At 33.4% G+C, this 20,057-nt stretch carries 20 protein-coding genes; 6 read left to right on the plus strand and 14 right to left on the minus strand.

All coding sequences use genetic code 11. The features are described from left to right. Nucleotides 1–288: 288 nt before the first annotated feature. From X925_RS05435 to X925_RS05500, 14 genes are read right to left on the minus strand one after another with little or no spacing between them, the layout of a single operon-like run. Nucleotides 289–1,656, minus strand: coding sequence for an N-acetylmuramoyl-L-alanine amidase (locus X925_RS05435; protein ID WP_121959347.1), 1,368 nt, complete (start codon nt 1,654–1,656; stop codon nt 289–291). Beyond that, on the minus strand, nt 1,653–2,678 hold the full coding sequence (locus X925_RS05440; RefSeq protein ID WP_369973996.1) for a chemotaxis response regulator protein-glutamate methylesterase: 1,026 nt from the start codon (nt 2,676–2,678) through the stop codon (nt 1,653–1,655). The genes X925_RS05435 and X925_RS05440 overlap by 4 nt, the downstream gene beginning before the upstream one ends. A 57-nt stretch (nt 2,679–2,735) precedes the next feature. Beyond that, nucleotides 2,736–3,191 (minus strand): diacylglycerol kinase, encoded by a 456-nt coding sequence (locus X925_RS05445; protein ID WP_121514412.1) that lies wholly within the window; start codon nt 3,189–3,191, stop codon nt 2,736–2,738. Next, nucleotides 3,184–3,795 carry a 2-oxoacid:acceptor oxidoreductase family protein gene (locus X925_RS05450; RefSeq protein ID WP_121514413.1) on the minus strand — a complete coding sequence of 204 codons (612 nt, stop codon included), beginning with the start codon at nt 3,793–3,795 and terminating at the stop codon, nt 3,184–3,186. The genes X925_RS05445 and X925_RS05450 overlap by 8 nt, the downstream gene beginning before the upstream one ends. Then, nucleotides 3,792–4,625 (minus strand): 2-oxoacid:ferredoxin oxidoreductase subunit beta, encoded by an 834-nt coding sequence (locus X925_RS05455; RefSeq protein WP_103065376.1) that lies wholly within the window; start codon nt 4,623–4,625, stop codon nt 3,792–3,794. The genes X925_RS05450 and X925_RS05455 overlap by 4 nt, the downstream gene beginning before the upstream one ends. A 35-nt stretch (nt 4,626–4,660) precedes the next feature. Then, nucleotides 4,661–5,170, minus strand: coding sequence for a dCMP deaminase family protein (locus tag X925_RS05460; RefSeq protein ID WP_199171491.1), 510 nt, complete (start codon nt 5,168–5,170; stop codon nt 4,661–4,663). Between the two features lie 13 nt (nt 5,171–5,183). Further along, nucleotides 5,184–6,326: a radical SAM family heme chaperone HemW gene (hemW, locus tag X925_RS05465; protein ID WP_158245424.1), complete on the minus strand. Its 1,143-nt coding sequence runs from the start codon at nt 6,324–6,326 to the stop codon at nt 5,184–5,186. Beyond that, the gene (locus X925_RS05470) at nt 6,316–7,107 is read right to left on the minus strand and encodes a hypothetical protein (RefSeq protein WP_103065378.1); all 792 of its coding nucleotides are present in this window, start codon (nt 7,105–7,107) and stop codon (nt 6,316–6,318) included. The genes hemW and X925_RS05470 overlap by 11 nt, the downstream gene beginning before the upstream one ends. 23 nt (nt 7,108–7,130) lie before the next feature. Beyond that, nucleotides 7,131–8,567 carry an Asp-tRNA(Asn)/Glu-tRNA(Gln) amidotransferase subunit GatB gene (gene gatB, locus X925_RS05475; RefSeq protein ID WP_369973997.1) on the minus strand — a complete coding sequence of 479 codons (1,437 nt, stop codon included), beginning with the start codon at nt 8,565–8,567 and terminating at the stop codon, nt 7,131–7,133. After that, nucleotides 8,557–9,918: an Asp-tRNA(Asn)/Glu-tRNA(Gln) amidotransferase subunit GatA gene (gene gatA, locus X925_RS05480; RefSeq protein ID WP_199171493.1), complete on the minus strand. Its 1,362-nt coding sequence runs from the start codon at nt 9,916–9,918 to the stop codon at nt 8,557–8,559. The genes gatB and gatA overlap by 11 nt, the downstream gene beginning before the upstream one ends. Before the next feature lie 27 nt (nt 9,919–9,945). Continuing rightward, nucleotides 9,946–10,626: a rhomboid family intramembrane serine protease gene (locus tag X925_RS05485; protein WP_103065381.1), complete on the minus strand. Its 681-nt coding sequence runs from the start codon at nt 10,624–10,626 to the stop codon at nt 9,946–9,948. Nucleotides 10,627–10,662: 36 nt separating this feature from the next. Further along, nucleotides 10,663–13,095, minus strand: a complete 2,433-nt coding sequence (pheT, locus tag X925_RS05490) for a phenylalanine--tRNA ligase subunit beta (RefSeq protein WP_121959350.1) — start codon at nt 13,093–13,095, stop codon at nt 10,663–10,665. A gap of 45 nt (nt 13,096–13,140) precedes the next feature. Further along, on the minus strand, nt 13,141–14,175 hold the full coding sequence (locus X925_RS05495) for a phenylalanine--tRNA ligase subunit alpha (protein WP_121959351.1): 1,035 nt from the start codon (nt 14,173–14,175) through the stop codon (nt 13,141–13,143). A gap of 57 nt (nt 14,176–14,232) precedes the next feature. After that, entirely contained in the window at nt 14,233–14,739 is a 507-nt protein-coding gene (locus X925_RS05500; protein ID WP_121959352.1) for a hypothetical protein, read from the minus strand. Nucleotides 14,740–15,028: 289 nt separating this feature from the next. Here X925_RS05500 and X925_RS05505 point away from each other — a divergent pair, with 289 nt between their 5' ends. The 6 genes from X925_RS05505 to proC all read left to right on the plus strand — a co-directional run. Next, nucleotides 15,029–15,673, plus strand: coding sequence for an ATP-binding cassette domain-containing protein (locus X925_RS05505; RefSeq protein ID WP_158245425.1), 645 nt, complete (start codon nt 15,029–15,031; stop codon nt 15,671–15,673). Beyond that, nucleotides 15,657–16,448, plus strand: coding sequence for an ABC transporter permease (locus tag X925_RS05510; RefSeq protein WP_121959354.1), 792 nt, complete (start codon nt 15,657–15,659; stop codon nt 16,446–16,448). Before X925_RS05505 ends, X925_RS05510 begins: the two co-directional genes overlap by 17 nt. Nucleotides 16,449–16,501: 53 nt before the next feature. Further along, on the plus strand, nt 16,502–17,650 hold the full coding sequence (locus X925_RS05515) for an MFS transporter (protein ID WP_103065384.1): 1,149 nt from the start codon (nt 16,502–16,504) through the stop codon (nt 17,648–17,650). A 59-nt stretch (nt 17,651–17,709) separates the two neighbouring features. Beyond that, nucleotides 17,710–18,000: a PadR family transcriptional regulator gene (locus tag X925_RS05520; protein ID WP_233186693.1), complete on the plus strand. Its 291-nt coding sequence runs from the start codon at nt 17,710–17,712 to the stop codon at nt 17,998–18,000. Nucleotides 18,001–18,112: 112 nt separating this feature from the next. Beyond that, nucleotides 18,113–19,363, plus strand: a complete 1,251-nt coding sequence (locus X925_RS05525; RefSeq protein ID WP_012208070.1) for a glutamate-5-semialdehyde dehydrogenase — start codon at nt 18,113–18,115, stop codon at nt 19,361–19,363. 1 nt (nt 19,364) lies between these two features. Further along, nucleotides 19,365–20,057: pyrroline-5-carboxylate reductase (proC, locus tag X925_RS05530; RefSeq protein WP_121959355.1), on the plus strand; the 693-nt coding region annotated here is incomplete at its 3' end.

Here is a 20,057-nt window from a genome sequence, read left to right on the forward strand (position 1 = left end):
CAAAATAGAATTAAAATTTATCTGAGGGCTTGGTTCTTAAAGGCATAAGCCTTTGTTTGCTGCCTTTTGCAAACCAAATAATTAAAATAAATTTAAAGTTCTTGGGGGGTCTTGGGGGGTATCCCCGTTTGGTGAACTCCCAAACCTAGATTTTAACTCTTGTTGTTTTTTGTTTTTGGTCTTTGGGGGTTTGGTTTTCAATGGCCCAAGTCTTTGAAAATGTCCTCCCAACTCTTAAAATAGATTTAAAGGTTCTAGGGGGGTCTTGGGGGGTATCCCCCCAATGTTTTATTTTAGGCTAAAAAAATCAATAACTGCATTTTTAATAATTTCAGCAAAAACATCCACATATTTTCCACTCGTAAACTCATCTACTACTTTAGGGTTACTGATAAATTCCATTTCAAATAAAACAGCGGGGCTTCTAGTATAAGCCAAAACAGCAAACTCCGCAGTATAAACTCCCCTAAGTTTAACTCCATTTACATTCAAATAATTTCCCAATATATTAGCAAACTTCTCGCTTTCATCTAGACTGTTTTCTTTATCCGTTACCCATGTTTCTATGAGAGTCTTATCAGTATTAAAATCCAAATTTTCCCGATAGGCTATTCTTCTCGCATATGCGCTTTCTGAAAAATCAAAATAGTAAACCTCCGATCCATAAACTGTTGTATCTTGAGGATAATCATTCAAGTGTAAACTAACGAATAAATCTGCACCTTTTTCATTAGAAAAAACTGCTCTATCGTGTAAATCAACGTATACATCATTTGTCCTAGTCAAATAAACGTTAACACTGTACGGTTTCAAAAGTTCCTGAGCTCTTTTTGCTACTTTTAAAGTAATATCTTTTTCAAAAGTTTGGTTAGGACCAACAGCTCCCGGATCTATTCCCCCATGACCTGGATCCAAGACTAAAACAGGCAAGGTAATTGTATCTTTAAAAGAAAGGTCTAATATGATTCTATTTTCTTCAATTAATTCTTCTAAATCAGCGGAGTTGTTCAGTTTTACTTGTATCCAAACTTCTGTTGGTGAATAGTGATATGCCTTTATGTAATTGATCTTATTGTTGTATTCTTCATAGTAATAAGAATCAGGGATTTCGGCTCCTTTTATCTTTATTAAATATCCGGATTTATTAACTAAAGGGTATATTCCAACATCTTCAGGACTTGAAGAAAGTTCTATTATTATTCTGGCATCAGTTTTCTGTATGATTGTTTTTATTGAACTTACTTGAGTTAGCGGCAAGTTCAAGTAAACAGCAGAATCATTAGAAATTAGTTCTAAGTTGATCAACTTCGCTATCAATTCTGTAGTTATATAAATTTCTCCATCAACCACTTTTAGATCATTTGGATCGAAACGAATAGATTCGGTGCTGTTAATAATTGCTAAACTATTCTGAGGAAAAATGAAAACGTTCCATTTACTATCTTTTACATAAATCAAGGTATCATTATATACATCTAAAGTTCTTCCACTCTTTTCAGAAATGACTTTTAAATTAACATATAGATTTTCTCCATCTTCAAAATAGTAAGCCGGATCTACCTCTCTCCATTGAAAATAAAGCGTTTTTGCAAAGGTAGTAAAAGAGAGAAATAAAAAGCCAAAAATTATTAACCGCTGAATTACCCTTTTACTCATCTTTTTATCCCCCTTGATTGATCAATTAAGATTTCTAATATCTTTTCTGCAATATCGTAATTGGGAAGAACAAAATCCGCATAACCTTCTTGTGCGACGATTTTCGGCATTCCATAAACTACGGAAGTTTCTTTAGACTCCGCTATAACCTTCCCACCGTAATGTTTAACTTTAAATGCCCCTTTTGCACCGTCTCTTCCCATTCCTGTCAAAATAACTGCGACTGAATTTTCTTTAAAAATCTCAGCAGCTAAATCAAAAGTAAAATCAGCGGAAGGCCTTACGTTATTAATTTTATCGCTTTGATCTAAAAACAACTTAATTTTATGATCCTCCTGCTTTAAACCTAAATGAAAATCCCCTGGAGCAATGTATACAACATTCTTTTGTAAAAATTCACCATCTTCGGCTTCTTTCACCTTTAAATTTGAAATTTTATCTAATCTATAAGCTAAAGAAGCTGTGAAACCTGCGGGCATATGTTGAACAATAATTATAGGAACATTTAAATTTTCAGGTAGTTGCGGAATTATAACATCTAAAGAACGAGGACCTCCTGTTGAACTTGCTATCAATAAAACTTTTTCTCCCAAAATATTTACTCTATTACTTTTCTTTACTTTTTTGGTTTCGACAAAATGAATACTTTTCAATTTTTCTATTGAGACATTCATACTTTCTCTTATCTTTCTCAATAATTCATCCTGAACGTCTCTTATAGTCCAAGAAGTACTCCCAGCCGGTTTTTGAATGAAATCAAAAGCTCCCTTTTCTAAACATTCTATCGTAATAGAGGCCTCTTTTGAAGTTAAACTGCTCACCATAATAACCCTTGTTGGAGATTTTAACATTATCTCACTTAAAGCATCGAGTCCATTCTTTTTAGGCATTTCAACATCTAAAGTAATCACGTCTGGTGTTAAGGATAAAGCTTTTTCTACAGCTTCAACTCCATCTTTAGCCAATCCAACTACCTTCATGTCAGGTTCTTTATCTATAATGTCTTTTAGAACCATTCGCATGAAAGCAGAGTCATCAACTATTAAGACCCTTATCTGATCCAAGTATCTTCCTCCTCATTATTTTTCTCTTTTTTTATATATAAAGCCACATAAATTCAAAAAAAGCAAAAAAACTATTGCTAAAATTATACCATATTTAGGGTTCAGATTGAAAAAAGCATGACCGAAGATAATTATTCCAATTGCAACTGCGAAGATGGAAGTTATAAAAACCGATGCAGCAGAAACATCTTTGATTATCTTTACCGAAGAGCTATAAAAAGGATGAAGAAAATCCAACAGTTGTTCTGTTACAGTATTCACTGTTTCCATGATCAGCACCAGCATGACTGTGAATATTAAAAGTATAAACTCTACTTGAGTTAAGTTGGCAAAAATAGCAACAATTAATACTATCAGTCCTATTAAACTTTGTATTCTAAAGTTTCTTTGAGATTTATAAATTTCGATGAGCCCTTGCAATGCGTAAGAAAAACTTTTTTTTAGACTTCTATTTTGATTATTTTTATTCATAACCTTTCCCTAATTTTTTATACATTTTAGTTGATTCTAACGGATACCTTTTTTTGCACAAATCATAGCCAATTTTGATGGCTTTTTCATCAATCTCTATATAATTTTTCGATACGTTCAATTTGACTTCTTCTATAAGACTTTCCAAACTTATTATCTGAGTTACTGAGCAAAGAACCCCTAATCCTACCATATTTGCGACATTTTTGTTTGAGAATTCTTCTATTGCTATTTGTGAAGCTGGAACCTTGATTATTTTCTTGGTGATTCTTTCTACATACTGAGGTATACTTTCAACGAATTTTTCATCGTAGAATAAAATGCCATTTCTTTTAAGATTTCCAATATGATTTAAACCAACATTATGCATCAAATACAATATATCAAAATTTTTAGCTTCAGGATAATCTATAGGTTCTTGATCAAAAAGCACATCACAATAAGAAAGTCCTCCTCTTACCTGTGCACCATAATGCTGGGATTGAACAACCCAAAATCCTTCTTTCACCAGTGCTTTTGCAAATATTATTCCCATTAAGATGTTACCTTGACCGGCTTCTCCACTGAATCTGACCGAATTAGGTGTACTAATTAAACTACTCACTTCGGCGATACCTCCTGTGAAACCAATTTTTTCCTTAATTTTTCATACCTATCAACGTACCCTTCTTTTTCAACATTCAGAAATTCACCTATTATAATCTTATCTTTCAAGTCATTTTCATCCATATTTTTGGCTTTGCTTAGCATTACGGAGTTATCTTTAAAATATTGCAACATTTGGGTAGGTTCCGTCATTTTGTTGTATCTCCCATAATAAGTATGACAATTTGTAACTATTTCAACAACCGACATACCTTTATGCTTTAAGGCGTTTTCTATGTATTTAACGGATAACATGTAATGGAAAACGGTTGATCTAGCGACGTAAGTGGCACCAGAAGTTATAGCAAGATTAACTGCATCAAACTCGTTTTCTAAATTCCCATAAGGGGAAGTTGAAGCGTAGGTTCCGGCAGGTGTTTCAGGTGAATATTGCCCACCTGTCATTCCATAAATAGAATTGTTGAATATAATAACTGTTAGATCCATGTTTCTACGGCAAGCGTGAATAAAATGATTTCCACCTATTGCCAGTATATCTCCATCTCCACCCATTACTACCACATTAAACTCTGGCTTTGCTAATTTAACCCCAGTGGCAAAGGCAATAGCCCTTCCATGAAGCGTGTGCATAGTGTTAAAATCTAAGTACCCGGTGACTCTTGAAGAACATCCTATACCCGATACAACTGCCACCTTATTTTTATCTAAACCTAAATTATCGACCGCTTCCACAAAATTTTTCATTATTATTCCATTACCACATCCTGGGCACCAGACGTGAGTCATTCTGTCTTTTCTTAAATATTTAAAGTATCTCTCTACAGGCATTTTATCCCACCTTTCCATTTTGATATTTATTTTGATCATTCGACAATTTTTGATTGTATGTTACACGTATCAAAAAACAATTGTGTTAGACTATCCGGATAGCCTTCTCTATAATAAACCTTTTTTATTCCAGCGTTTATTATCAACCTGGCACATACGGAACAAGGTTGATGTGTGATATAAATTGATGCGTTATCAGTACTAATCCCAAATTTAGCAGCTTGCATCAAGGCATTTTGTTCTGCATGAAGGCCATAACAAATCTCTTGGTTTTCTCCACTTTTTATACCCAAATCGTCCCTTATGCAGCCTATATCATCGCAATGGGGAAAACCAGATGGCGGTTGATTGTAACCAGTCGCTAAGATCCTTTTTTCTTTAACTATTACGGCTCCAACCTTTCTATGCAAACAGGTGGACCTTTTACTTACCAAATCCGCTACTTCCATAAAATATCTGTCCCAATCTTTCCTTTCTTTGAATAAGTTGGGATCATTAAAATTTTTATTCTTCAAATAATTTTCAACTTCGTCCTTTTTACCCAAAAATAAGCCTCCCTTAAGTTGGAGATACCTCTAACAAATTCTCAAAAACATACCTTGAAAAATTCAAGCCTTTTGTAGTTAATTTAATAGAATCATCAATAGATATATACTCTTCCAAATTCTTTTTTAACTGATTTAAGACATTGTCAACCAAATTTTTGGGGAACCTTTGTACCAAAGAATCATAGGTTATTCCCCTTGTTAGTCTCAAAGACAAAAAAAGGGTTTCTATCAATTCGGTAAACTCATCGTTCACATTTTTTGTGTCGTATGGAAGTTCCTCATTATTTAATTTTGTAATATATGCTTTAACATCTGAAGTATTGACATATCTTTCGTTGTTGATATGCCCTCCTGCGGAAACCCCAAATCCTACATAATCTAGGTTATACCAATAAAATTTATTGTGCATACATTCTTTGTTGGGTAGAGACCAACTTGAAATTTCATATCTGTTATATTCTAATTTTTCCAATTGATCATAGATATAATCAAGAAGTTCATATACAAAGTCTTCATCCGGAAGTTTCATTTCCTTGGTTTCAAGAAAATGTTTTAAAGGAGTATCGTGTGAAGAATCCAATAAATAATAAGAAATATGAGAGGGTTTCATCTTTTCTATAAACTCTAAATTACTATTAACCGTTTCAAAATTTTCATAAGGTAATCCAAGAATAAAATCCACATTTATATTATCATAAAAAGATGCCAAAAGTTTATAAGATTCTAAGCCTTTATTAAAATCATGGGCTCTTCCCACGGTTTTTAATATCTTATCAGAAGTACTCTGGAACCCCATAGATATTCTGTTAATCCCTATTTCTTTGTAAAACTGCACTTTTTTCTCATCAACACTTTCTGGATTTACCTCTATCGTGAATTCCTTTAAATCAGATAAATCCATATTTTCTTGTAATGAACGAAAGGTTTGCAAAATAAACTCTTCCTCAGTAAAAGATGGGGTTCCACCTCCAAAATAAATCGTTCTAACCTTCCTATCTTTTAATTTTTTACCTTTCAAAGCGATTTCTTTGTATAATGCGTTAAAATATTCTTCTTTTAAGGATAAATCGGTTGTAGATACATAGTCACAATAAAGGCATCTCCTCACACAAAAAGGTATGTGTAAATATAATGCAATATAATTAGAATTCAAAAAACAAACCTCCTCCTTTTTCGTTGAACGAAAAAAGTAGAGGCAACTTAAGATTTTCATTATAAATATAAAATTCGTAAAAAAAATCTTGACCAAAAGCTATTCTTGTACCAAGATGCAACTGCTGATCGAATATATTCATTGGAACTGAAAATCCAATATTTGGGTACCATTTTTGTTGTATTAACGCTGCTCCTACGTCGATTGTATCTACATAGTAGCTGTCTAGGTTAACGAGAGGAACATTTAAATAGAAACCATTTGAATAACCTAAACTAATTGGTATTTCTATAGGCCTATATATTCGAGCTTTTACTTCAAATAGATTTATATTTTTATTGTTAAAAAGAAATAAATTTCCTATAGCATATGAAGGGGCATTGAACTTAGCTTGAGTGAAGTTATATATATCGTGGTCGACATTTTTAACCTCAACTCTTTGAAAATTTTTTACTGTCAAAACTCCTAAAAAATTATTTTCAAGTTTGTACTCATATCCTACACCAAATTCACTGTTGTATACTGGTACATTCACAAACACATTAAAAAAAGACTCTCCAGTTTTCAGTTTTATCGTCCTGTTGAAGAGTTTATTTTCTATATATAAAGAGTGGTAATCGGAATAACCGATCTCTAATCCAAAATCTTCAAAAGACGATGTAGACAGTGTAAAGGTCGCACCTTTATTTTCTATCTCTGGACCGAAGGGAGTGTACCCTACATAAGATAAAAGTATTGTTGAAATAAACATAAAAAATCCGATAAAATACAATTTTCTCAAGGATCATCACCTCGTGATGATTTTCAATTATCTTCAAGTAATTCATTGAGTATTTCGTTCGTTTTTTGAGGGTTAGCTTTGCCCTTTGTTTGCTTCATAACTTCGCCAACAAAAAATCCCAAAAGTTTCTTTTTACCATTCTTATACTTTTCAACACTATCGGGATTTTCTTTTAAAACATTTTCAATTATTTTTCTTAACTCATCTTCATTTTCTATTTGTTTTAAGCCTTTCTTTTCAACGATCAGTTTGGGGCTATCACCTGTTCTATACATCTGGGGAAAAATATCTTTAGCGATCTTTGTTGAAATTGTATTTGTATCTAAAAGCATTTTTAATTCCGCAAAATGCTCGGGTTTAATTTTTACATTTTCGATACTATCCTCATTTTCTTTCATCTCTCTTAATAACTCAGTTAAGATAAAATTACTAACAAATTTGGCATCCTTAGTCAATTCTACGCATCTTTCATAATAATCAGCTAACTCTTTGTCTGAAGAGAGAATTTGTGCGTCATATTCAGGTATGTTGTACTGTGCAACAAACCTTTTAGTCTTCTCTTCTGGCATTTCAGGAATGAGTTTTTTTACTGTTTCAATAAGTTCATCGTTCAAAATTAGGATGGGGAGATCTGGTTCAGGAAAATATCTGTAGTCCATCTCTTCTTCTTTTGTTCTCATCGAAAATGTCTCTTTTTTGTTGGCATCCCACCCTCTCGTTTCTTGTATTAACTCTCGACCTTCTTCTAAATTATTAATAATCCTATCTCTTTCATATTCTAACGCTTTTTCTACAAATTTGAATGAGTTTATATTCTTAATCTCTACCCTTTTACTTATTTCTTCGTTTTTTTGGTTGAGAATAGAAATATTTGCATCACATCTCAAAGCTCCTTTTTCCATATCACCCGTTGAAATATCAGCGTATCTAAGCAAATTTCTTAATTTCTCCATAAATATCCTTGCCTGTTTAGGAGTCTCTATATCCGGCTCGGTTACAATTTCTAAAAGAGGTATGCCTGCCCTATTAAAATCGATTAAACTTTCTTGAGCATAGGAAATCTGATCCCCTTCATGAAGCATCTTAGCCGTATCTTCTTCCATATGCATCCTTCTTATTCTTATCTTTTTGCCTTCAACGTCTATGTATCCTCCACTTACTATGGGATGAAAATACTGCGTAATTTGATAACCCTTTGGCAAATCGGGGTAAAAATAATTCTTTCTATCGAACCTAGAAAACTTATTTATACGTCCATTTAATATTAATCCAGCTTTTATCGCAAGTTTAAGCGCTTCCTCGTTTAATACCGGCAACGTTCCAGGTTGGCCTGTACATACTGGACAAATATTAATATTCGGCTCAGCTTCATAATGCTCTGTACTACATGAACAAAAGGCTTTGGATTTTGTTAGTAATTGGACGTGTATTTCTAATCCTATAATGGTTTTATACATAATTTTTCAACTCCCTGGAGGTCTCTTTAAAGAAATTGTCTGCTATAGTTAATAATTCCTCATCCTTCATATATCGACCAATGAATTGTATACCAAAAGGTAACCCTTGGACATCACCAAAAGGAATACTTATGGCAGGTGATCCATTTAAATTCGCAGGGATTGTAAAAATATCCATTAAATAATAATCTAAAGGTTTTAACTTTTCCCCTATCTTTGGTGGGAGAACAGGAGATGTGGGGGTCATTATCAAATTATAATCGTTTAAAACTTCCTTTATTTTGTCACTCAACAATTTTCTTACTTTTGAGGCTTTTGAGTAATATTGATCGTAATAAAGAGAAGATAGATTAAAAGTTCCCATCATTATTCTTCTTTTTACTTCCATACCAAAACCAACTTCTCTAGTAGATTTATACATTCTATTCAAACCTAAGGCATCGTTCCTCAACCCATATTTGACACCATCGTATCTTGAAAGATTGGATGAAGCTTCAGCAGGGGCTATTATATAATAAATTGCTACTGAATATTCAAGTTCCGGTATGTCTTTTACGTCAACTATTGCTCCTTTGCTTCTCAAAAAGTTAATAGCCCTTTCAAATTGTTTTATTACATTATTATCTGCATTTTCATGGTAAACAACCTTTGGAATGCAAATTTTGGTTTTGGATAAATCTATATCTACATCTTTTACCAGATCTTTATCGTGCTCCAACGTGGTTGAATCCTTGGGATCTTTTCCTTTCATAATTTCTGTAACAGTTCTAACGTCCTTAACATTATTTGCAAAAACACCTATTTGATCCAATGAAGATGAAAAAGCGGTTAAACCGTATCGTGATATCATACCGTATGACGGCTTAAATCCAACAACACCACAAAAAGCGGCAGGTTGTCTTACTGAGCCTCCGGTATCGGATCCTAGAGAAAATGGAACGTACCCTGCTGCTACAGCTGCAGCTGAACCTCCACTACTACCCCCCGGGACTCGTGCCAAATCCTTAGGATTTCTTACAGCTCCAAAGGCTGAATGTTCGTTGGTATTACCCATGGCAAACTCGTCCATATTAGTTTTCCCTACCACTGTAAAACCTGCTTTTAAAAGCCTTTCAACGGCAGTTGCGGTATAAGGAGAATTATAATTTTCAAGGATTTTAGAACCGTTTGTTGTTTTAGTTCCTTCAACTAAAATGTTATCCTTGACCAAAAAAGGTAGGCCAAAATAGTCGCCATCTTTATTCCCTTCTACCTTTTCTATTCTCAAAACTGAATTTATTTCTTTATCCTTTTCATAAATCTTTTTGATACTTTCTTCTATGACATTTTTACCAACCAAATCATCTATGGTCAAATACATCACCTCAAAAAAGAGTTTTAATTAAAATATGTAGTATCTAAAATCGAATATCAAAAGTAAAACAAAACTTGCAATAATTAATCCGTAAGACAAGTAAGAAAGCGTTCTCCACCCTTGGTAACTCCTCTTTGTGTACCTTATAGGTGTTAACCAACCAAAGGTAAAACCTATTCCTAATCCTCCTAAATGTGCAAAATTGTTTATATTAGCACCTGGTAAGAATCCCCAGATCACGTTTATTAAGATAATTGGGAGTAAAGCGGTCCCTGTTACAGGTCTCAATATAGTTGGGGTATCGTGCCTAAATCCCGCCCCAAAAAGTAGTCCTATCAATCCGAATATCGCACCTGATGCTCCTACAGAGATTGCACTAGGTAAAAATAAGTGGGTTAAAAGATTACCAAAAATACCTGATAACATGTATATTGAGATAAATCTTTCTTTTCCATAAGCCCTTTCAACTATGTTACCCACGTAAAATAAAGCGATCATATTGAAAAATATGTGAAATAACCCACCATGAACAAACATTGATGTAATCAATCTGAACCATTCTCCGGCTGTGATTAAATTACCCAATTGTGCACCAAAAAGTATGTATATACGTGGGTTAGAAAAAGCGCTAAAACCACCAAATAAAAACATCATTATAAATATCAAAACATTCAACATTATTAAGTAACTCGTGACATTTCTTTGCATCTCTTTCTCCTTTCTTTGTCTATGTGTATGGTATGCCTAGGATTCTCGAAGTTTGATCCCTTTATTGTTCAAACTTTCTAAAATAGATCTTTCGACTTGATTGACTTCTTCTTCTGTCAAAGTTTTATTTTCTGATCTATAAACTATTGAAACGGTAATACTTGTTTTATCTTCTTCTATATTTTTTCCTCTGTAAACATCAAAAATTTTAAAATCTTCTACGATATCTGCCACACTTATTATTATTTCTTGAATCTCTTTAAATTCGATGTTTATAGGAACAATCATAGAATACTCTCTTTTGATAGCAGGAAAATCTACTTTTCTGAATTCCCTTTTTATTTCTTTCTTACCTTCAAATATTTTATCCAAATTTATCTCACAGATATATATAGGGTCTTTTATTTCGTAATAATTATCGGCTATCACCGGATCAAGTAGACCTAAAAAACCAATTTCTTCGTTGTTGATAAATAGACGAGCACTTTGAGCTTTCAAAAAACCAGGTTGATCACTTCTTACGTATTCTACTTTCACATGAAATTCATTTAATAAGTTTTCTAAAGCACCTTTTACAGAATAAAATGTAACCTCTCTCTTATCCGTGAAATCATCATTATTTTCTCTCCCTGTTGACACAAAGGCGAGATTAGTAAACTCCTTTGCACCTGTTTCACTGTCTTTATCTGCTTGGAAAACTTTATCAATTTCGAACATTTTTATATCTTTTGTTTGGTTTCTATAATTAAAAGAAACTGAATCTAACAAACCATATATCAATTTGGATGACATGTATTCTAATTCTGAGGAGATAGGATTAATCAATCTTAACTCCAATTCGTTTTCCATCCACATTCTGTTGCCATTGTTCAACGGAAAGGTCTTTGCCTCATGATAACCGTTAGCCAACATAATATTCGCTACTTTCTCTTTAAAAGAAACAAAATCTCTCTTACTTCCTATCAATCCATTTAGATTTGGGAAAGCAGGCTGAATTTTTGAGTAACCGTAAACTCTACCAACCTCTTCAACGAGATCAATATCTTGGGTAATATCTGGCCTTTTTGTGGGAATAGAAACGTTCCATTCTTCATCTATTATATCCCAAGGTAAATCAATCATCTTGACTACATCTTCCATTGCCTTCTGCTGCGAACTTTTTTCCACTATTGTGAAAGAGAAATCTAATTTTTTTAATATTTGTTCAATTTCTTTTTCTGCTAAGTCTTTCCCCAACCTATCGTTTATAAAACTTTTTTTAATCAATATTTCTTTATTTTCTATAGGCTTAGGATATATATCCGTTGTAGCTCCTTCTACCTTTCCTCCTGCCAATTCGTTAATCAATTTAATCAATCTCCCCATAACCATCTCACTATCGTTTGGATCAACTCCTCTTTCAAAACGATACGAAGAATCAGAGGTTATCTTATGGTAAGTAGAGGACTTTCTTATATTGACAGGATCGAAATGGGCAACTTCTAATAAGATATCTTTCGTATTTTCATTGATGCCGCTTAATTCTCCCCCCATTATGCCACCAAGTGCAATTATGTTGTCACCATCGGTTATAAGTGTTTCTTCCCCTTCCATGGTGTACTCTTTACCATCCAAAAGCAGGATTTTTTCGCCTTTTTTAGCTTTTCTAACTACTATTTGGTCACCTATAAGATCTAAATCGAATGCATGGATGGGGTGACCTGTCTCTAACATTACATAGTTTGTTATGTCTACAATATTATTTATACTTCTTATTCCTGACCTTCCTAACCTTTTAACCAGCCACATTGGGGATGGACCAACTTTTATATCTTTTACAACTGTTGCCATATATCGATTACATTTTTCATATTCTATTCTTACCGGAAACCCCTCACCCTTACTAATTTTTATATAGTCAGGTAAATTAAATCCCACACCACAATCTATTGTTTCTAACTCTTTGGCAACACCTAAGTAAGACAGTAAATCAGGCCTATTGGGAAGTATATCTAATTCCAAAATTTGGTCATAAAGATCAAAAAATTTTACAAAATCCGTTCCATTCGGAACGTCATCCACTATTCTGTAAATTTTATCCGCATCCCCAGATATACCTAATTCCTTCAAAGAACACATCATTCCCTCAGAGATAACTCCCTTGAATTCTCGTTCTTCTATTTTTATATTGTTTGCTAAAGTTGCCCCAGGAAGTGCAACTGGAACTTTTTCTCTAATCTTAACTGTAAGATCCCCGGTGACTATATTTTTGATATCTTTCCCTACGTCTATCTTACAAACTACTAAATTATCAGCATTTTCAAGTGGGGTTATTTCCATAATCTCTCCAACTGTTATATTATTAAGATTATTCCCCGCTTTTTCAAAACCTTCTACATCTACCGAGTGGAGTTTTATTTCTTTTACTAATTCTTCGATATTTTTTGTGACTTTTATATAATCTTCAAGCCAATTTAAAGATACTTTCATCGTTACCTCCCTCTAAAATTTTGCTTGCCAATGACGGATAATTGATTATGAATTTTCTATAAACCTAATGTCGTTTTTGTATAATTCTCTCATATCTGGAATGTTATATTTCAACATCGCTACTCTTTCAATCCCCATTCCAAAAGCAAAGCCTTGCCATACTTTTGGATCGTAATTAACGCTTTGAAAAACGTTTGGATGAACTAAACCGGCTCCCAATATTTCTATCCATCCGGTATTTTTACAAACATTACACCCTTTCCCTCCACAAAAGATACAACTGATATCTACCTCAAAACTTGGTTCGGTAAAAGGGAAATAGCTCGGACGCAACAATACAGAAACTTTATTTCCAAAAAATTTTTGGGCAAAAATTTCAAGATACATTTTTAAATGAGAAACGGAAACATTTCTATCAACATACAACCCTTCTACCTGATGAAAAACGGGGGAATGCGTGGCGTCTAATTCATCTTTTCTGTAAACCCTTCCAGGGGATATTATTGCCAAAGGCGGCTTGCTTTTCAACATAGTTCTCACTTGAACGGGAGAAGTATGTGTTCTTAATAACTTTTCTTTGTCCAAAGATAAATAAAAAGTATCCTGCATTTCTCTGGCAGGATGCCATTCAGGGGTATTAAGCGCATCAAAATTGTACCAAGAATTTTCTATCTCTGGACCTTCAGCTACTGAAAAACCCATTCCGATGAATATTTCTTCAATTTCTTTCCTTGTTTTTGTGATCAAATTCTCTTTTCCTATCTTTCTACGAGCCCCAGGAATCGTAATATCAACCCAGTTTTTTTTCTCCTTTTCTTCTCTTTCTTTTTCTTTCAACTCACTTAACTTCTCATCAAAAAGGGTTTCTAATTCTTCTTTTAGTTCATTTACACTTTTACCATACTCTTTTTTTAATTCTACATCATCGATATCTTTAAGACTGTTCATTAGAGATTTGATTAAACCTTTCTTACCTAAATATTTAGATTTTAGATTTTGAAATTCCTGCATATCTGTTATTTCTTGTATTTCTCTTTTTAAAGTACCTATGATTTCATCTCTGTCTATTGTTAAAGCCATCAAAATCCTCCTAAATTTTAAAAATTTTAGCTTTGAAAAGTGGTTTTTTCTGAATTATCATTTGAAATAATCTTTTGATCCAGATATGATAGGTTCTCCCAACATATTAACTACCCTGTCTGTGGTAGCTTGCAATAGTTCAAAAGAATCACTTATCACTAATATACTGCAATCCTTTTTATAATAAGAAATGATCGTTGAAATGTCAGAAAGCTCGTCGTAATTAATATCACACTTTTTTGCTCCTATAAATATCAAATGACGCCTTTTAGGTTTGTTTTTAAGTATATTGTATATACTATCTTTCCAAATTTGAGGGACCACTATATGAGTAAAAGATCTTCCCACCCAATTCATACCGTTTGCAAGAAATCCATTTATTTTAACTTCTTTTGCGTACTTTTCAGGTTCTGAAATTAATTTAAAGAAATATGAGGTCATTAATTCAATCTCACTGGTATATAAACCTAACGAATTACCTTTTTCCAACTTAATTTCTGGAAAGGTGATAGAAGGTTGTACAATATCCAAAATAATGCTATTTGAAATTTCTTCTTCAATCACCCTGCACACCTCTTTTTATCATTTTTTGAATCTCTCAAAGCACTTATCTATTAAAGCTATTTTAAGACACAATTATCTAATTTATAAAGAACTACTTTTAATTGTAATCAGGTACAAAGGCATAACAATTTTTTCAGTGAATTGATTAATACCAATAGTTATCCCTCCAAAAGAAAATTATACCATAACAATAGAAAAAACTGACATCTTTATTGACAATTTGAAAAAAAGAGTTATAATTACAATATCGATTTCCGATATCGACATTAGATATAAGGAGGGAATAATTTTGATCGAATTTAAAAATGTTTCAAAAAAATTCCAAGATAAGTACGTTCTAAGAAATTTTAATCTCAAGGTTCAAGAAGGGAGTAAAACTCTTATCTTTGGAAAATCCGGAATCGGAAAAACCACTATTTTTAGACTACTTTTAGGATTCATTAAACCAGATGAAGGACAATTACTATACAAAAATGAAGAGTTGAATGGTAAAAATGTATGGGATTTAAGAAGAGATGCTGTGTACATCGGGCAGGAATTAGATGTTTCTGATGGAACCGTAAGAGAAATAATTCGTACTATATTGAATTATAAAATAAATCTCAAAGTACCTTTTGAAGAATCAAATTTAATAAAATTATTTGATTTTTTTGAACTACCAACAAATATTTTAGATAAAGACTTCCAATCTCTTTCAGGTGGAGAAAAACAGAGAGTTTTGATATCTATTTTTACACTTTTAAACAAAAAATTATACTTACTAGATGAGATTACCTCTTCTTTAGATAGAGAAATGAAAAATAAAGTCATAGAATATTTATTATCGAAAAAAGAGTGGACTTTGATCGCAATATCTCATGATCAGGAATGGTTAAATAAAGAAGGTTTGAATATAATAGAAATGGGAGGGAATAATAATGGAACCTACAACTGATATTTCTTTATTTTCACTTGCAATGGCGTATTTGTTAATATTTTTCCCCATTATCTTGAGTTATATTTTTAATTTAAAAATTACCCGAGATACTCTAATTTCAACGATCAGAATGAGCATCCAGCTTTTCATCATGTCTTTAATTTTAGTTTATCTTTTCCAATTTGATTATACATGGTTGAATATAGGCTGGTTATTTTTTATGATCTCTTTTGCTGTATTTCGAGTGATTGGTAGCAGCGGTTTAAATTTCAAAAGGTTCATTTGGCCAGTATTTTTTGCCCTTGCAATTTCTAATTTTATTGTACTTTTTTACTTTGATTTTATAATTTTAAGATTGGATGATATTTTCACTGCAAGATATTTCGTTGTCCTAGGTGGAATGCTCTTGGGAAACGCTTTAACAGGAGATATTATTGGAATCAGTAATTTTTACAAAGATATAGAAAGAAATAAACAACGATATTTTTTTGCCTTGGGTAATGGGGCCACAGTTTATGAAGCTACACTCCCATATTTAAGGAATGCATTGATATCTGCTCTTAGACCAACAATAGCGAGCATGGCTACAGTTGGAATCGTATATCTTCCTGGAATGATGACAGGTCAGATTTTGGGAGGTGCATCTCCACAAACAGCTATAAAATACCAAATTGCCATTTATGTAGCCATTTTAACATCTGTCTCTCTCTCCGTAACCCTAACGATACTATTCACAATGAAAAGTAGCTTCGATGAGTATGGGATACTTCGCCAAGATATCTTTAAAAAATAAGCAAAGGAAGGTGTTCTAAAACGAAAAAAACAGCTATTGGTTTTATAGTTGCTATGGGAATTGTGAGTTTATTCGCAGACATCACACATGAAGGAGCAAGAAGTTTAATCGGTCCTTATTTAGGTTTATTAGGAGCAAGTGCTACAGCGGTGGGAATCATTTCAGGTTTAGGTGAGTTCATAGGTTATGGTTTAAGGTTGTTAACGGGTTATTTAAGCGATAAAACTCATAGATATTGGCTTTTCACATTTTTAGGTTATGGAATGGATCTATTTGCTGTTCCTTTATTGGCTCTTGCCGGAAGATGGGAAATAGCAGCCATGCTAATAATTATGGAAAGAACAGGAAAAGCTATAAGAAAGCCTTCGAAAGATACCCTTATGTCTTATGCAGCACGAAATGTGGGAAGTGGTAAAGGATTTGCCATAGCAGAGGTCCTTGATCAAATTGGAGCTGTCTCAGGGCCTGTTATTTTAAGTTTGATTCTATTATTCAAGTCTGGAGATGAGTTAACGAATTACCGATTCGCATTTGCAATATTATTGATACCTGCATTGATTACTTTAATTTTGTTGTTGATTAGTAGATTGAACTTTCCACAACCCGAGAAGTTTGAAGTGAAAGAGGAGAAGATCAACTTTGAGGGAATATCAAAATCGTACTGGTTGTATTTAGTAGCCATTTCCCTGATTGCTGCAGGTTTTGCGGATTTCCCTTTGTTGGCGTTCCATTTTCAAAGAATTGATATTTTCAATTCAACTATGATACCTTTTATGTATGCGATAGCTATGGGCGTGGATGCTATTTCTGCATTGATCTTCGGCTTCCTTTACGATAAAGTCGGAGTTACAAGTCTTATAATTGCCTCCAGCCTCTCAATATTCTTTTCACCCTTTTCATTTTTATCTGAATCTTCACTGTTAGTGATTTTAGGTGTTATTTTGTGGGGAATCGGAATGGGTGCCCAGGAATCCATTTTAAAATCTGTAGTAGCCGATATCGTCACCCCTGAGAAAAGAGGAACAGCATATGGTTTTTTTAACGCTATCTTTGGCCTTTTTTGGTTCATAGGTAGTGCAGTTATGGGAATCTTGTACGATCGCGCAATCGTGAGTTTGGTTGTCTTTTCCATGATAGTAGAAAGTGCAGCCGTTTTCACTCTTTTTCTGCTTAAATCTAAGCTTGGCAACCCTCTAAATTAAAAAGAAAGGGGGAAATAATCATAAAAGAATCAAAAGATTATATTGAAAAGAATAAATATTTGAATAAAATCTTGAATGGTTTGATTCAAATACATATATTGCACCATTCACAAAAAGCTCCAATCTATGGAAGCTGGATGATTTATGAATTAAAAAGGCATGGATACAATATTAGCCCAGGTACTTTGTATCCTTTATTACACAAGATGGAGAAAGAAAATCTTCTGAGTAAAAGAATTGAAATAGTAGAAGGTAAAAAAAGAATATACTACTCTATTACGAGCCAAGGAGAAAACTTATTAAAGGAATTAAAGGCAAAAGTAAAAGAACTATTTCATGAAATAATATAATTATATAAAAAAGGTGAGATTTGCCTTTACTTTCACATTCAAAAAGTTATGATATAATTAAAAAACATAGAAAAAAGAACGGGGAAAAGATAGACAGAGGGAGGGTATAATAGTGAATTTACAGGAATATGTCTTAAATAAGGCAAAAAAGGCTAAAGATACTTCAAGAAAATTTAGCTCCTCTTCCGAAACAGATAAGATCAGAATTCTTAACTATATTTCGGAAGAGCTAATGGCCAATAAAAACTATATAATATCAGAAAACCAAAAGGATGTCGAATCGGCTAAAAACACTGGGATGTCAAGCAGTCTTTTAGATAGATTGTTACTGAACCAGGAAAGAATCACCAAAATGGCTGAAGGTGTCCAAAAAGTCGCACAACTTCAAAGTAGTGTGGGCAACATCTCTCAGATGTGGAAAAGACCAAACGGCTTGATGATTGGAAAGATGGTAGTTCCTTTAGGGGTAATCGCCATTATATATGAAAGCAGACCAAATGTAACAGTAGATGCAGCTGCTTTATGTATAAAATCTGGTAATTGTGTGGTATTAAGAGGTGGTTCTGAAGCGATTCATTCTAACAATGCCTTAGTAAAAATTATCCACCAAGCTATTGAAAGAGCTGGTTTCTCAAAGGATATAGTGCAGTTCATTGAGATTACAGATAGGAAAGCCGTTGATGAATTGATGAAACTGTACGAATACATCGATGTTTTGATACCTCGAGGCGGACCATCTTTAATTAAAAATACCGTTGAAAATTCTATGATCCCTGTTATACAAACGGGGGCTGGAAACTGTCACGTTTATGTTGATAGACAAGCAGATCTCGAAAAGGCACTAAAAATCGTTGAAAACGCTAAAATAAGCAGACCATCAGTATGTAACGCCGCAGAAAAATTGTTGGTTCACAAAGATATAGCGGAAGAGTTTCTACCAAAAATATATACACTCTTTGAAAAGAAAGTAGAATTAAGAGGTTGTGAAAAAACCTTGAAAATAATACCTCAAATGAAAGCGGCACAAGAAGAAGACTGGTCAACTGAATATTTAGATTACATAATGGCAGTAAAAATTGTTGATAGCACTGAAGAAGCGATAAACCATATAAACAAGTACAGCACAAAACATTCTGAAGCCATTATAACCGAAAATTATACGATCGCTCAAAAATTTCTAAACGAAATAGACTCTGCTGCGGTTTATGTCAATGCTTCTACGAGATTTACCGATGGTGAAGAGTTCGGTTTTGGTGCAGAAATGGGAATAAGTACACAAAAATTACATGTTCGAGGACCGATTGGAATCAACGAATTAACGACCACCAAATATATTATCTTGGGAAACGGGCAGGTTAGATAGTATGAATGAAAAACTGTGTGTAATAGGATTGGGAAAAATGGGGAGCACGTTAGTAAAAGGTCTAATCCAAACAAAAACACTTAAAAGAGAACAAATAATCGGAACAGATCTCTTTGAATACGATTCTGAAAAAAATTCTAATTACTCCGACATAAAAACTATCTCGGATAACGCAAAAGCGGTGAAAGAATCCGACATCGTTCTTTTAGCTGTGAAACCACAAGTAATAGACAAAGTATTGGAAGAAATAAGTTCTTCTTGTGAAAACAAGATAGTTATATCAATAGCTGCAGGAGTAAGTCTGCGCCATTTGGATAAAGCTTTACCAACTTCATCAAAGATAATAAGAGCTATGCCCAACACCCCTATTTTAGTAGGTGAAGGTGTTATTGCTATTAGCAAAAAGAAGAACGTTGACGAAAATGACTTGAAAAGGGTTAAGGAGATTTTGGAAAGCGTTGGAAAGGTATATTTGGTTGAAGAGGATATAATGGATGCGATAACGGCTTTAAGCGGGAGCGGACCAGCATATGTCTATATGATGATAGAGGCTTTATCCGACGGCGGTGTCCTGATGGGTTTACCTAGAGAGCTTTCCACTGAATTTGCCGCAAGAACATTACTTGGCGCTGCAAGGATGGTTTTAGAAACGGGAAAACATCCTGGAGAGTTGAAAGATATGGTTACTTCCCCA

The sequence above is a fragment of the Petrotoga sp. 9T1HF07.CasAA.8.2 genome (assembly GCF_002895585.1).
Lineage (GTDB): Bacteria > Thermotogota > Thermotogae > Petrotogales > Petrotogaceae > Petrotoga > Petrotoga mobilis.